The 13,062-nt window shown below is 44.5% G+C and carries 15 protein-coding genes; 1 reads left to right on the top strand and 14 read right to left on the bottom strand.

All coding sequences use genetic code 11. The features are described 5' to 3' along the window. Window positions 1-359: 359 nt before the first annotated feature. The 3 genes from rpsR to rpsF are packed head-to-tail and all read right to left on the bottom strand — an operon-like array spanning window position 360 to window position 1,457. On the bottom strand, window positions 360-596 hold the full coding sequence (gene rpsR, locus AC1MEO_RS13530; RefSeq protein WP_006830564.1) for a 30S ribosomal protein S18: 237 nt from the start codon (window positions 594-596) through the stop codon (window positions 360-362). 49 nt (window positions 597-645) lie between these two features. Next, window positions 646-1,119 carry a single-stranded DNA-binding protein gene (ssb, locus tag AC1MEO_RS13525; RefSeq protein ID WP_480331192.1) on the bottom strand — a complete coding sequence of 158 codons (474 nt, stop codon included), beginning with the start codon at window positions 1,117-1,119 and terminating at the stop codon, window positions 646-648. A 50-nt stretch (window positions 1,120-1,169) separates the two neighbouring features. Beyond that, a complete protein-coding gene (gene rpsF, locus AC1MEO_RS13520; RefSeq protein ID WP_058383866.1) occupies window positions 1,170-1,457 on the bottom strand; it encodes a 30S ribosomal protein S6 in 288 nt (95 codons plus the stop codon). Window positions 1,458-1,634: 177 nt separating this feature from the next. Here rpsF and AC1MEO_RS13515 point away from each other — a divergent pair, with 177 nt between their 5' ends. Next, on the top strand, window positions 1,635-2,192 hold the full coding sequence (locus tag AC1MEO_RS13515) for a DUF3267 domain-containing protein (protein ID WP_480331190.1): 558 nt from the start codon (window positions 1,635-1,637) through the stop codon (window positions 2,190-2,192). A gap of 19 nt (window positions 2,193-2,211) precedes the next feature. Here the strand turns inward: AC1MEO_RS13515 and AC1MEO_RS13510 are convergent, their stop codons facing one another. From AC1MEO_RS13510 to mnmE, 11 genes are all read right to left on the bottom strand, one after another. Beyond that, complete coding sequence (locus AC1MEO_RS13510; RefSeq protein ID WP_480331188.1) at window positions 2,212-2,595, bottom strand: gamma-glutamylcyclotransferase family protein; 384 nt, start codon at window positions 2,593-2,595, stop codon at window positions 2,212-2,214. Between the two features lie 353 nt (window positions 2,596-2,948). Beyond that, the gene (gene ychF, locus AC1MEO_RS13505) at window positions 2,949-4,049 is read right to left on the bottom strand and encodes a redox-regulated ATPase YchF (protein ID WP_480331186.1); all 1,101 of its coding nucleotides are present in this window, start codon (window positions 4,047-4,049) and stop codon (window positions 2,949-2,951) included. An 87-nt stretch (window positions 4,050-4,136) separates the two neighbouring features. Continuing rightward, window positions 4,137-4,337: a DUF951 domain-containing protein gene (locus AC1MEO_RS13500; protein ID WP_480331184.1), complete on the bottom strand. Its 201-nt coding sequence runs from the start codon at window positions 4,335-4,337 to the stop codon at window positions 4,137-4,139. Window positions 4,338-4,358: 21 nt separating this feature from the next. Continuing rightward, window positions 4,359-5,249 carry a mechanosensitive ion channel family protein gene (locus tag AC1MEO_RS13495; protein WP_480331182.1) on the bottom strand — a complete coding sequence of 297 codons (891 nt, stop codon included), beginning with the start codon at window positions 5,247-5,249 and terminating at the stop codon, window positions 4,359-4,361. 19 nt (window positions 5,250-5,268) lie between these two features. Further along, a complete protein-coding gene (locus tag AC1MEO_RS13490; protein ID WP_480331180.1) occupies window positions 5,269-5,982 on the bottom strand; it encodes a DUF554 domain-containing protein in 714 nt (237 codons plus the stop codon). 155 nt (window positions 5,983-6,137) lie between these two features. Beyond that, window positions 6,138-6,971 carry a ParB/RepB/Spo0J family partition protein gene (locus AC1MEO_RS13485; RefSeq protein WP_480331178.1) on the bottom strand — a complete coding sequence of 278 codons (834 nt, stop codon included), beginning with the start codon at window positions 6,969-6,971 and terminating at the stop codon, window positions 6,138-6,140. Further along, on the bottom strand, window positions 6,964-7,725 hold the full coding sequence (locus AC1MEO_RS13480; protein WP_006830554.1) for a ParA family protein: 762 nt from the start codon (window positions 7,723-7,725) through the stop codon (window positions 6,964-6,966). The genes AC1MEO_RS13485 and AC1MEO_RS13480 overlap by 8 nt, the downstream gene beginning before the upstream one ends. Before the next feature lie 155 nt (window positions 7,726-7,880). Then, on the bottom strand, window positions 7,881-8,747 hold the full coding sequence (gene noc / locus AC1MEO_RS13475; protein ID WP_480331175.1) for a nucleoid occlusion protein: 867 nt from the start codon (window positions 8,745-8,747) through the stop codon (window positions 7,881-7,883). A gap of 88 nt (window positions 8,748-8,835) precedes the next feature. Next, a complete protein-coding gene (gene rsmG / locus AC1MEO_RS13470; protein WP_480331173.1) occupies window positions 8,836-9,549 on the bottom strand; it encodes a 16S rRNA (guanine(527)-N(7))-methyltransferase RsmG in 714 nt (237 codons plus the stop codon). A gap of 93 nt (window positions 9,550-9,642) precedes the next feature. After that, a complete protein-coding gene (gene mnmG, locus AC1MEO_RS13465) occupies window positions 9,643-11,532 on the bottom strand; it encodes a tRNA uridine-5-carboxymethylaminomethyl(34) synthesis enzyme MnmG (protein ID WP_480331171.1) in 1,890 nt (629 codons plus the stop codon). Window positions 11,533-11,554: 22 nt separating this feature from the next. Beyond that, complete coding sequence (gene mnmE, locus AC1MEO_RS13460; RefSeq protein WP_480331169.1) at window positions 11,555-12,940, bottom strand: tRNA uridine-5-carboxymethylaminomethyl(34) synthesis GTPase MnmE; 1,386 nt, start codon at window positions 12,938-12,940, stop codon at window positions 11,555-11,557. Window positions 12,941-13,062 lie beyond the last annotated feature (122 nt).

Genomic DNA, 13,062 nt, shown 5'->3' with positions numbered 1-13,062 from the left:
TGTAATTGTACCATGATTCAAGAACCTGAACAAAAGGAGGCGCGTCCGAGGGAAAGCACAACTGCTCTAAAGTAGAAGAAGACACAAAGAGGACAATTTTTTAACTTCTTTAAACTGAATGTTTCTTTACGTGGATATTCCGCAAACTAACTTTTCAAGAAAGGAGGTTAGAAGTTTATCGACAGTCTGAAGAAATGGACCCACTTATCTTTAATGCGTCTCCTGAAAAACGCTCCATCGGCAGTGACGTTCTCTTCTTATTTCAGTGCATAAAAAAAAAGACCGGTTTCCCGGTCTTTTTGAAATCATTGTCCAGACTCCAGCACCCAGGTTCGCCGGGCGCTTTCGCTTTTCATTAATTATCTTTCTTCCGCAACAAACGGTAGAAGTGCCATGATACGTGAGCGTTTGATAGCGATTGTCAACTTACGTTGCCATTTAGCGCTAGTGCCTGTAACACGACGTGGCAAGATTTTCCCTCTTTCAGAAATGAATTTCTTCAAAAGGTCAGTATCTTTATAGTCAATGTGCGTGATGTTGTTGGAAGTGAAGTAACAAACCTTTTTCCGTTTTTTTCCTCCGCGACGTGGTGCCATATCGAATTACCTCCTTTACTTAAAAGTTGATCGTCAGCTTCAGTCCATCTTAGAACGGTAAATCGTCATCCGATACTTCTATCGGACCGCTGCCGCTTGAGAATGGATCTTCATCTACACGAGTATGATTTTGCTGACTTGGGCTTGGTGATTGGTTCTGCTGATAGGAAGGCTGCTGTCCTTGCGAACGTTCCGCATTAGCGCTTTTCGGTTCAAGGAATTGAACACTGTCGGCCACTACTTCTGTCGTATAGACGCGTTTCCCGTCTTGTCCCTCGTAGCTACCAGTCTGGATGCGGCCTTCAACGCCAGCCAAGCTTCCTTTTTTCAGGAAATTCGCTGTGTTTTCAGCTTGTTTGCGCCAAACGGTACAATTAATGAAATCAGTTTCGCGTTCACCCTGAGCGTTCGAGAATGTCCGGCTTACAGCAAGTGTAAAACGGGCAACCGCGGCGCCGCTTGGTGTGTAACGAAGATCTGGATCTTTTGTCAGTCTTCCGACTAAAACAACTCGGTTAATCATCAGAATTCAACCTCCTTCAAGTCAAAAAAATTTCAGTGCCAGTATCCTGTTTACGCGTCTTTGCGTACAGCGATATGACGAATAATGTCTTCGTTAATGTTCGCAAGACGTGTGTATTCGTTGATAGCTTCAGAACCAGAGTTAATTTTTACGATCTGGTAGAAACCTTCACGCAAATCGTTAATCTCATAAGCTAAACGACGTTTACCCCACTCTTTCGACTCGATGATCTCAGCTCCGTTAGAAGTAAGGATATCGTTAAAACGCTCAACTAGAGCTTTTTTCGCTTCCTCTTCAATTGCAGGCTGAATGATATACATTAATTCATATTCTCTCATCGTGTTGTCACCTCCTCATGGACTTGGGCCCTGCTGTATCCAGCGGGCAAGGAGCAAGCAATTCATAAATATTACTCACATCACAGTATTGTATCATAATTCCCAAAGACTCGCAAGCATGATTTTCCATTTAAAATCCTCTATACTTTTAGCATAGACCCTAAAGGATGTGAAGCGATGACACCCAGCCATATTATAGAGTTGGAAATGGACGAAATAGCTCCCAAAGCACTTTGGTTTAATGTCATCTTGCTGGTGGCATTCGCAGCTGCCTACCATCTTTTCAACGAACCTTTAGCATTCCATTTTTCTATCGGTGGAATCTTATTGTTTTTGATTGGCTATCTGGTTTTGATTGTCGTGCATGAATTCTTTCACTTAATTGGTTTTGTGCTGTTCGGGAAACTCCCTGTTTCTTCATTGAATTATGGCATCAACTTGAAAATGGGCATCGCTTATGCCACCACCAGCAAGCCTATTCAAAATCATGCGATGCGCAAAGTGCTGCTGCTGCCATTTTGGACAACAGCCTTCCTTCCTACCGTCCTGGGGTTTTGGTTCGACAGCCAGGTGCTGGTGCTGTTAGGGGCGATGCTGACTGCAGGAGCTTTCGGTGACTTCGTCATGTATGGTAAATTGCGCAAAGAAAAAAACGCGGCATGGATCATAGATGACCCTTCTTTGCCACGTTTGCATGTTTACGAACGCTATCCTCAAAACGAAAGCGCCGACTAATATCGGCGCTTCTTTCTATCTATACTGTAGCAGAATTGGCGGTATCCCAGTTTCCTGTTAGAATCTGCCTTGCCAAAAGCTTTTCATTTTTTGCGATATAAACGATTGTTTCCATGGATTTACTGCCCACTTCCACTTTAATCATCACTTTGTCGTACATATCCGTTTCAGGATTTCCCGAATAATCCTCTAAGTAATCCAAAGCCGGCCACAACACATCAGGGATGTCGTAAACTTCCCCTTCAATCTGTCCACTGTCCGACAAAGTCATTGCCGGATAGCCCATTCCGGTATCATACAATATCCCTTTGGCTGTTGCCCGTTCTTCCACCAATTCCGCTTCTTCCAAATAACAATGATACTTCCCGCCCTGTTTCAGCGTTCCGTATGCAAATAACAACATTCCCAATTCCTCCATGCAAAAACCGGATGCGACAAGGCACCCGGTTCTTTTTTAGTTTTGTGGTTCTGTAAATTCAAGCTTTTTATGAGCATAACGGTCGTTTCCGCTTTTAGTTATCCAGCTGCGGTGGCCAGATTCTCGGGTCATAAGTCAACCCAGCGGCGTGGCAAAGAGCGCCACTCTGCTGGTCCGCCTTATGCCTGTCGAATCTTGACGGCCATCCTCGCTTTTAGATTTATCCAGCTGCAACGACCTGCTCCTTGGGTCGTAAGCCACTCTGGCTGTGCGGCTGAAAACACGCCGCTTCGCCAGACCGTCTTACGCCTGTCGGAGCATAACGGTCGTTTCCGCTTTTAGACGTTAAATCTAAATAGCATTACGTCGCCATCTTGGACGATGTATTCTTTGCCTTCTTGGCGCACTTTCCCTGCTTCTTTCGCTGCTGCCATTGAGCCCGCTTCGACCAGGTCTTCATAAGCAACCGTTTCGGCACGGATAAATCCGCGTTCGAAGTCAGAGTGGATGACGCCGGCACATTGTGGTGCTTTCATGCCTTTTTTAAATGTCCATGCCCGAACTTCCTGAACGCCAGCTGTGAAGTATGTCGCTAATCCAAGCAGGTTGTATGAAGCCTTGACCAATTGATCCAGTCCCGACTCTTTGATGCCCAACTCTTCAAGGAACATTTCTTTTTCTTCGTCTTCTAGTTCCGACATTTCTTCTTCGATTTTGGCACAGATAACAATGACATCCGCCTTGTCTTTCGCAGCGAACTCACGAACTTTTTGAACGTATTCATTGTCATCGGCATCTGCAATTTCATCCTCAGAGACGTTTGCTACGTATAACATCGGTTTGATCGTCAATAGATTCAAGCCTTTTGCAATCTGCAGTTCGTCTTCTGTGAATTCGATTGAACGTGCCAATTGACCGTTTTCAAAGGCCTCACGCAATTTCATCAGCACAGGTTCTTCAGCGACAGCGTCTTTGTCTCTTTGTTTCACTAATTTCGCCGCACGTACAATGCGTTTTTCGATGCTTTCCATATCCGCCAAAATCAATTCCAAGTTAATGACTTCAATATCAGAAATCGGATCTACTTTTCCGGTTACATGCGTAATGTTATCGTCAGCAAAGCAGCGAACCACTTGGCAAATTGCGTCAACTTCACGAATATGAGACAGAAATTTATTTCCTAGTCCTTCGCCTTTGCTGGCGCCTTCAACAATTCCTGCAATATCGGTAAATTCAAAAGCCGTGGGTACGGTTTTTTTCGGAACTACCAATTCCGTCAATTTATCAAGACGCTCGTCTGGAACTTCAACAATTCCAACGTTCGGATCTATTGTACAGAATGGGTAGTTTGCCGCTTCCGCGCCCGCTTTTGTAATCGCATTAAATAATGTGGATTTCCCCACGTTTGGTAACCCTACAATCCCTGCAGTTAATGCCATAGGATGCACAACCTTCCTTCTATATCAAACGAATTATTTTTACACAACCATTCCATTATAAGAACAGAACCCGAAATTGTCCATTTTTCATTCCGTTTCCGCTTTGACCAAAACTTTTTTCATCTTCTTATTGAATTCCATACGCGGCAGCATCACGCTGTGCTGGCAACCCTCACATTTAATCCGGACGTCAGCCCCCATGCGGATAATCTTCCAGGCATTGGCTCCACACGGATGGCCCTTCTTCATTTCAACTATATCATTCAGTCCAAACTCCTTCATCTCCATGAGTGTGCCTCCTTCTATCTATTAAACTTTAGCATTTCTGGCTGCAATGGATTCTTCCGGAGAACGCTGCATCATCACCATCCGCGGATAAGGAATTTCCACACCCCGTTGATCCAGAAAGTCCTTCAAATCGCGGCGCATTCCTCTTGCCACAGCAAAATGCTGCATCGGCAGAGTTTCTGCTGTGATTCGCATGACGATTTCTGTTGTCGTCAGGTTTTGGACACCCAGCAATTCTGCAGGTTTGATGATTTGTTCATATCGATCCTGTAAGCTGTCCAGAAATTCCATGATCAAGCTTTCCACTCGCGTGATATCCGATTCATAGGAAATATTGACATCAACCACCGCAATCGAGTTGTGAATCGAAAAATTCACGACATCGGTGATCGTGCCATTCGGAAATATAAACAATTCCCCAGTCCAGGCCTTCACTTTGGTCGTCCGCAATCCGATTTCTTCCACTGTTCCTTCAGCGACACCGATACGCACATAATCTCCTACGGAAAATTGATCTTCAAAAATAATGAAGAATCCGGTGATTACATCACGGACCAAGTTCTGTGCGCCAAAACCAACGGCCAAACCAAGCACCCCTGCCCCGGCGATCAGACCGGTAATATCAATGGTAAACGTCGATAAAATAGAAACAGCCGCGATGAAATACACAACATAGGCTACTACATTGGACAATAGCTTCGATAAGGTTTGCTGTCTCCGTTCATTGTAAAGAAGCGGCCCTTTAATGCGTACGGAAAACGTTTTACGAATCACGACACGCAATACTTTCACCAGCACAACCGCGGCTATGGTTATCAAGACTACCTTCAAAAGAATGACGATAAGGCCCATCCACATGCCTTCATCGGAAAGGACAGTTAAAATTTCTTTTGTTACTTTTTCAACATTCACACTTTCACCTTCCTAGCACTTACATTAAATTAAATTTATAGATGATGGTAACCACTATTCCGACAACCAAAATCCCCGGCAACAAATTCGCTACCCTGATTTTCGTAACACCCATCATGTTCAACCCAATAGCGGCAATCATGACACCACCGGTTGCACTCATTTCCATAATGAACATATCCAGTGCGGCAGCAGGAATCACTAAACTGATTTGGGTCGCAAACAAAGCAATCAACCCCTGGTACACAAATACAGGAATAGCCGCAAGCAGGACACCGATGCCAAGTGTAGAAGCTAAAACAATAGAAGTGAACCCATCAATAATCCCTTTGGAGATCAGTACCCCATGCTCGTTGCTCAGCCCACTTTCCATCGCGCCAATAATTCCCATTGCACCGATGACAAATATTAATGTTGCTGTTACAAATCCTTGTGCGATGCTGCCTTTACTTTCTTTCGCCCCCAGCATCCCTTCAATCCAGTGGCCAAAACCATTTAGTTTGCCCTCTAAATCTGCCCATTCTCCAATGACCGTTCCCAGCACTAAACTGATGATGACAATCACGAAGTTCTGGCTTTCAAACCCCATCTGGAAACCGAGTACAATTACGGCCAGACCAATCACGTACATGACCGTCTCTTTCATCTTTTCAGGAATATTACGAAGAGCTCTTCCAAGAATGGTTCCCACTACAATTAAAACTGCATTTATTAATGTCCCTAAGAGAACCACTATATTTCTCCTCTCTGTACTCTCCTTTTTGAATAGTTCTCTTCTCCCTCTTTTGAAAGAGAGTTCCACTTTTCCTTCGAAGTCATTTTAAACCTTCAGTATTTTCATTTATCAAAAACAGAACCTATTCCCCTTTTCCGGGAAATAGGCACTCGTCAGCTTAACAATTCTAAAATCCGTTCCAAATCATCTTCTGAGAAAAACTCGATTTCGATCTTCCCTTTGTCTTTGTTCTTCTTGATTTGAACTTTTGTGCCAAAGCGCTCTCTAAGTTCCGATTGCTTTTCTTCTATAAAGATATCTCTCTTTTTTTCAATTGTTTCACGTGGAACATCTTCGTTTAAACGCTGCACTAAATTTTCCAACTGGCGAACATTCAGATTCTCTTTGACTACTTTTTCCGCTGTTTCGGGAATAAGTTTTTTACTTCGCAATCCTAATAACGTACGCCCGTGCCCCATAGATAACTTTTTGTCAGAAATGAGTGTGCGGACATTTTCAGGCAATGCCAAAAGACGGACATGATTGGCTATATGAGGACGGCTTTTTCCTAAACGGAAAGCAAGCTGTTCCTGCGTTAAATTCAAGGCTTCCATCAGCTTTTGATAAGCTTCCGCTTCTTCAATCGGCGTCAAATCTTCACGTTGAAGATTTTCTAATATAGCAAGTTCCATCATCTGCTGGTCTGTCAGTTCTTTAATAATGGCTGGAACTTCTTTTAATTTGATTAATTTGGCTGCACGGAAACGGCGTTCGCCAACGACTAATTCGTATTTCTCGCCTTTCTTCCTTACAACAATCGGTTGTAAAATCCCGTGTTCTTTAATGGATTCCGCCAATTCTTCCAAAGCTGCCTGGTCGAATATTTTACGTGGCTGATATGGGTTTGCTCCAATTTTGCCGACGCTGATCTGGTTTACTTTCTCCGCTTCATTGATTGTTTCACCCGGAAACAACGCATTAATGCCTTTTCCCAATCCTTTAGCCATTATGAATCACTTCCTTCGCCAATTCTAAATACACTTCTGCGCCTCTGGATTTTGGATCATAGATGATAATTGGCTCTCCGTGGCTCGGTGCTTCACTCAGTCTTACATTTCTTGGAATGATTGTTTTGTACACTTTATCCTGGAAATATTTCTTCACTTCTTCAATCACTTGAATTCCCAGATTGGTCCGGGCATCCAGCATTGTCAATAAGACACCATCAATCATTAAATCATGATTTAAATGCTTTTGCACTAAGCGAATAGTACTTAATAATTGGCTTAGTCCTTCTAACGCATAGTATTCACATTGTACTGGAATAATGATTGCGTCAGAAGCGGTCAATGAATTCAAAGTCAACAACCCCAAAGATGGCGGACAATCAATGATTATGTAATCGTACATATCTTTGACTTCTTCCAAGGCGTTTTTCAGGCGGGCTTCTCTCGAAATGGTTGAAACCAATTCGATTTCAGCTCCTGCCAGAGAAATCGTGGCGGGAACCACATGCAGATTCTCTACTTTCGTTTCCATGATTGTACTTTTGACATCTACATCATCTATTAAAACTTCGTAGATGCATTGATCAACATCCCCTTTGTTTACCCCCACCCCACTGGTGGCATTTCCTTGAGGATCGATATCTATTAATAGAACTTTTTTGCCCAAATAAGCAAGGCAGGCACTTAAGTTCACTGAAGACGTTGTTTTTCCTACGCCGCCCTTTTGATTGGCGATCGCAATAGTTCTACCCACACTTGCACCAACTTTCTTTAATACTCTCTTCATTTTACTTCGGAACCTTTATTTTAGCTATTCTATTAGGCTTCCATTTTCCTATTGTATCAAAATTTTTCAACAATACGATGTCAAAGCTATTAAAAAAACTCTTTCCATACGGAAAGAGCGCTTTACGATTTCTTTTTCGGGATCTTCACAGTGATCTGATAGTATTCTTCATATTCCTCTTCCTCAGTGGTCACATCGATGCCACTTTTGGAGACCATGTTCAACGATTCTTTGATGGTGTTCATGGCAATCCGCATGTCTCGGCTTATTGCTTTTCTTTGGGCTTTCGGTTTTTTCGGCTCAGTTGACAGCAGCTTGCTTACTTTCATTTCCAGCTGCTTTACATTCAAGCTTTCATCTATGGTTTCATCAAACAGTTTTTTCTGCAGTTCAGCATTCTTCACCTGTAAAAGGGCTCTGGCATGCCGCTCCGTCAGCAACCGGTTCAGTAATGCTGTTTGAATTTCTTCCGGCAATTTTAATAGCCGCAGTTTATTGGCGATCGTAGACTGTCCTTTGCCAAGACGCTGAGCCAATGCCTCCTGCGTAATTTCCTGTATTTCCAGCAGGTTTTGGTAAGCATGTGCCTCTTCTATTGCGGTAAGTTCTTCACGCTGAAGATTTTCAATCAACGCAATAGACGCTGTTTCCTTGTCGCTCAGATTTCGGATGATTGCCGGGACTTCTGTCCACTCGAGTGATTTCATTGCACGAAAACGCCGTTCTCCCGCAATGATTTCATATTCCCCTTCAGTGTCGGACTTCCTGACCACAATCGGTTGAATCACTCCATGGACATGGATGGTCCTGGCCAACTCTTCAATCTTCTCTTGATCGAAAACTGTTCTAGGCTGATATTTATTGGCATGTATTTTGTCGAGCGGCAATTTCAAGACTTCTTCTGAAGTCTTGTGTTCAGCCGCTTCTTTCTTCGCTGTTTCATTTGCTTTATCGCCGCCTCCGAAGAAACGTGAAAAAGGACTTTTCATCCTCAAGCACCACCTTTTACAAGCTCACTTAGCTGCTGAATCTTTATCACTGTTATTCCCTTGGCAGTAAAATGTTTCACGTGAAACATTAAGAGATTGGCGACTTGTTTGGAACTCCAGCTTTCCGTGGGTATTTCTTTGGTGTTTCTTTGAATTTTTTAAAGACCTGGATATAACGTTCGCTTTCTTCCATCGGCAACAGGAAGGAATGCACAGCTTGCAGTTTCACGCCCAACTTTTGCAATGCTTTTTCTGCGTCATCCAATTCATCTGCAGCAGATGAAGCTTTCATGGCTGCAAATATTCCGCCTTTTTTAACAAGCGGCACACATAATTCTGCCAGGACTGACAATCGGGCTACGGCGCGTGCGGTCACTAAGTCATAGCTTTCACGGTAGATCGACTGCCCAAAATCTTCTGCTCTCGAATGGATGAACTGCACTTTGGTGAGTCCAAGTTTACCACTCAAATGCTCCAGAAACTGAATGCGTTTGTTCAAGGAATCCACAATCGTAATTTCGATATGGGGAAAACAAATTTTTAGTGGAATACTGGGGAATCCTGCACCGGCACCGACATCACAAAGCTTCATTGATTTTGTAAAGTCCAAATAAAACGCTGCAGTAATCGAGTCATAGAAGTGTTTTAGGTAAACAGCTGGTTGCTCTGTAATTGCTGTAAGGTTCATCTTTTCATTCCATTCGACCAATTCCTTGTAATAGATCCGGAATTGCTCAAGCTGCTCCTCGGTCAAGAGGACCCCTTTTTCACTGAGGGCATCTTTAAACTGTTGTTCATTCATGCTGGCTTCCTCCCTCTTGATGGTTTTCTATGTAAAAGATAAATGGACTGGTGTGAGCCAGCCCATTTTGTTGTCTAGCTTATGCCTTTAAGATCAAACTGAGATTTTCGCAATCTTTCCTTGTTCAATATACACCAATAAGATGGATATGTCAGCCGGATTTACGCCGGAGATGCGGGAAGCCTGTGCGATGGACAACGGACGAACTTCTGTAAGTTTGCCTCGGGCTTCAGTCGCAATTCCTGAAATCGCATGGTAATCAATATTGTCGGGAATTTTTTTGTTTTCCATTTTTTTGAGTTTATCGACCTGCTGCAGTGACTTTTCGATATAGCCTTCATATTTGATATGAATTTCGACTTGTTCTTTCACTTCTTCTTCCAGCTCTATAGTAGAAGCTGTCAGCTGTGAAATCATATCGTAGTTCATTTCTGGACGCTTCAGCAGATCTGCTCCGCGAATGCCGTCTTTCAATTCACTGCCGCCTGCGTCACGGATCACTTGCTGGGTAATTTCATTTGGCTTGATCATAATACTTCTCAGGCGTTTTATTTCATCTTCAATACGTTCTTTTTTCCCTAGGAATTTTACGTATCGCTCTTCCTTGATCATACCGATTGCATAGGCCAATTCAGTTAAACGCATATCTGCATTGTCATGGCGGAGCAATAAACGGTATTCTGCACGGGAAGTCAACAGACGGTAAGGTTCATTCGTTCCTTTTGTCACCAAATCGTCGATCAAAACACCAATATAGGCGTCAGAACGGCTCAGAATTACTTCTTCCTTGCCAAGCACTTTTGCGGCTGCGTTGATGCCTGCCATCAGTCCCTGGCCGGCTGCTTCTTCATAGCCGGAAGTTCCGTTGATCTGCCCAGCCGTATAAAGATTTTCAATCTGTTTTGACTCCAGCGTCGGCCATAATTGCGTTGGGACGATGGCATCATATTCGATGGCATAGCCTGCACGCATCATTTCAGCCTTCTCAAGCCCCGGAATCGATTCCAGGAGCCTCCGCTGTACATGTTCAGGCAAACTGGTTGAAAGGCCTTGTACGTAAACCTCACGCGTATTACGGCCTTCCGGCTCCAGGAAGATCTGATGGCGCGGCTTGTCATTAAAACGGACAACCTTGTCTTCGATTGAAGGGCAATAGCGCGGACCCGTTCCTTTTGCCATCCCTGAATACATCGGTGACAAATGCAGGTTTTCATCAATGATCTGATGGGTCTTTTCATTTGTATAGGTCAGCCAGCATGGCAGCTGGTCTGTGATGTATTCAGTGGTTTCATGGCCAAAGGAGCGTGGCACATCATCGCCGGGCTGAATTTCAGTTTTGCTGTAGTCAATGCTGTTGCTGTTGATGCGCGGCGGTGTCCCTGTTTTAAAACGAACCGTTTCAAAGCCGAGCTTCTCCAGATTTTCCGCCAATTTAATGGAAGGCTGCTGGTTGTTCGGTCCGCTGGAATAGCGCAGATCGCCGATGATGACTTCCCCACGCAGGAATGTTCCAGTGGTGATGACTACTGAGTTAGCATGGTAAATGCCTCCTACTTGCGTAATCAATCCTTTGACCTTGCCATCTTCCACAATGAGTTCTTCAGCTATCCCCTGGTGCAATGTCAAGTTCGGTTCTTCTTCCATCAGCCGCTTCATTTCCTGCTGATAAAGAACTTTATCGGCCTGTGCACGCAATGCGCGGACAGCAGGTCCCTTAGCTGTATTCAACATTCTCATTTGAATGTGTGTTTTATCGATAACGCGTCCCATGGCTCCGCCAAGTGCGTCGATTTCACGTACAACGATGCCTTTTGCTGGCCCACCGATGGACGGGTTGCATGGCATAAATGCGATCATATCCAGATTCATCGTCAAGACGAGCGTTTTAGCGCCCATCCGTGCCGCGGCAAGAGCAGCTTCTGCTCCTGCATGTCCGGCTCCTACGACGATGACATCGAACGTGCCTGCTTTGTATTGTGGCATGTTCGTTCATTCCCTTCGAGTTTTATTTCCCTAGACAGAACTGGGAGAATAGCTGGTTCAGGAGGCCGTCATCTGCGGTATCTCCTATGATTTCACCAAGAATCTCCCAAGTTCGGGTAACGTCAATTTGAATCATATCTACCGGAACTTCCATTTCAGCAGCCCTAATAGCGTCTGAAATGGTTTGATGTGCCTGATGCAGCAATGCAATGTGGCGCACATTGGATACATAGGTCATGTCCCCTGCTTCGAGTTCTCCTTGGAAAAAAAGGTCAGCAATGGCTTCTTCAAGCTGATCGATGCCTTCTTCGTCAATTAACGAAGTCGTCACCAGCAGCTTATTTCCTGCCAGTTTCTGCACTTGCTCCAGGTCGATTTTCTGCGGCAGATCGGTTTTATTGATCACGACAATATAGTCCATATCTTTGACCGTCTCAAACAGCAGCTCGTCTTCCAGAGTCAACGCTTCTGCATAATTCAAGACGTAAAGAATCAAATCGGCTTCTTTCAATACTTTCCGTGAACGTTCAACGCCGATCCGTTCGACAATATCTTCCGTTTCCCGGATTCCTGCCGTATCAACCAAACGCAACGGAACACCGCGAACATTTACGTATTCCTCTATTATATCACGGGTTGTTCCCGCTATTTCTGTGACAATTGCTTTATTTTCCTGAACAAGGCTGTTCAATAGAGAAGATTTACCGACATTGGGCCGACCCAAAATGACAGTTGAAAGCCCTTCTCTCAAGATTTTCCCTTGCGAAGACGTCTGCAGCAATTTATCGATTTCCGAACGGACCCATTTTGATTTTTCCAGCATGATCGGACGTGTCATTTCTTCCACATCGTCGTATTCCGGATAGTCAATATTCACTTCCATTTGGGCAATCGATTCCAGCAGGGCCTGGCGCAGCGTGCCGATCAGCTTCGACAGCCGCCCTTCCATCTGATTGAGTGCGACATCCATGGCACGGTCCGTCTTCGCGCGAATCAGGTCCATGACCGCTTCTGCCTGGGACAAATCGATGCGGCCGTTCAAAAATGCCCGTTTGGTGAACTCTCCAGGCTCTGCAAGTCTTGCTCCTGCACGCAACGCCAATTCCAGCACCCGATTGACTGAAACAATTCCGCCGTGGCAATTGATTTCAATAACATCTTCACGGGTGAATGTTTTTGGTGCTTTCATGAGTGACATCATAACTTCTTCCACTACTTCTCCTGTCGCCGGATCTTCAAGATGTCCGTAATGGATGGTATGGGTAGCTTGGGCAGCCAGCGCCTTCTTGCTCGGAGCCCGGAATAGTCTATCGGCGATAGCCACAGCTTCCGGACCGCTCAAACGGACGATTGCGATTGCTCCCTCTCCGCTCGGTGTAGATATGGCAGCGATTGTGTCGAAATCCATGATGTTTCCTCCTCTTAAGAAAAGCGGCAGCGCCAACTCTGTGGATAACCAACAAAGCAGCGCAGCAGCCCGATTGCCAAAATATATGTTCATAACTTTATTTTCTGCTCTAAAAAAGTTGT

The organism is Planococcus sp. BI3 (assembly GCF_056680115.1).
This window is presented reverse-complemented; position numbering and strand designations above follow the sequence as displayed.

Bases quoted from the DNA above. Each gene is read 5' to 3' on its own strand.
- AC1MEO_RS13485 (WP_480331178.1), bottom strand. From the start codon at position 6,971: ATGGCTAAAGGATTGGGAAAAGGCATTAATGCGTTGTTTCCGGGTGAA.
- ssb (WP_480331192.1), bottom strand. From the start codon at position 1,119: ATGATTAACCGAGTTGTTTTAGTCGGAAGACTGACAAAAGATCCAGAT.
- rpsR (WP_006830564.1), bottom strand. From the start codon at position 596: ATGGCACCACGTCGCGGAGGAAAAAAACGGAAAAAGGTTTGTTACTTC.
- ychF (WP_480331186.1), bottom strand. From the start codon at position 4,049: ATGGCATTAACTGCAGGGATTGTAGGGTTACCAAACGTGGGGAAATCC.
- mnmG (WP_480331171.1), bottom strand. From the start codon at position 11,532: ATGCCACAATACAAAGCAGGCACGTTCGATGTCATCGTCGTAGGAGCC.
- AC1MEO_RS13500 (WP_480331184.1), bottom strand. From the start codon at position 4,337: ATGGAGATGAAGGAGTTTGGACTGAATGATATAGTTGAAATGAAGAAG.
- noc (WP_480331175.1), bottom strand. From the start codon at position 8,747: ATGAAAAGTCCTTTTTCACGTTTCTTCGGAGGCGGCGATAAAGCAAAT.
- rpsF (WP_058383866.1), bottom strand. From the start codon at position 1,457: ATGAGAGAATATGAATTAATGTATATCATTCAGCCTGCAATTGAAGAG.
- AC1MEO_RS13510 (WP_480331188.1), bottom strand. From the start codon at position 2,595: ATGTTGTTATTTGCATACGGAACGCTGAAACAGGGCGGGAAGTATCAT.
- mnmE (WP_480331169.1), bottom strand. From the start codon at position 12,940: ATGGATTTCGACACAATCGCTGCCATATCTACACCGAGCGGAGAGGGA.
- rsmG (WP_480331173.1), bottom strand. From the start codon at position 9,549: ATGAATGAACAACAGTTTAAAGATGCCCTCAGTGAAAAAGGGGTCCTC.
- AC1MEO_RS13515 (WP_480331190.1), top strand. From the start codon at position 1,635: ATGACACCCAGCCATATTATAGAGTTGGAAATGGACGAAATAGCTCCC.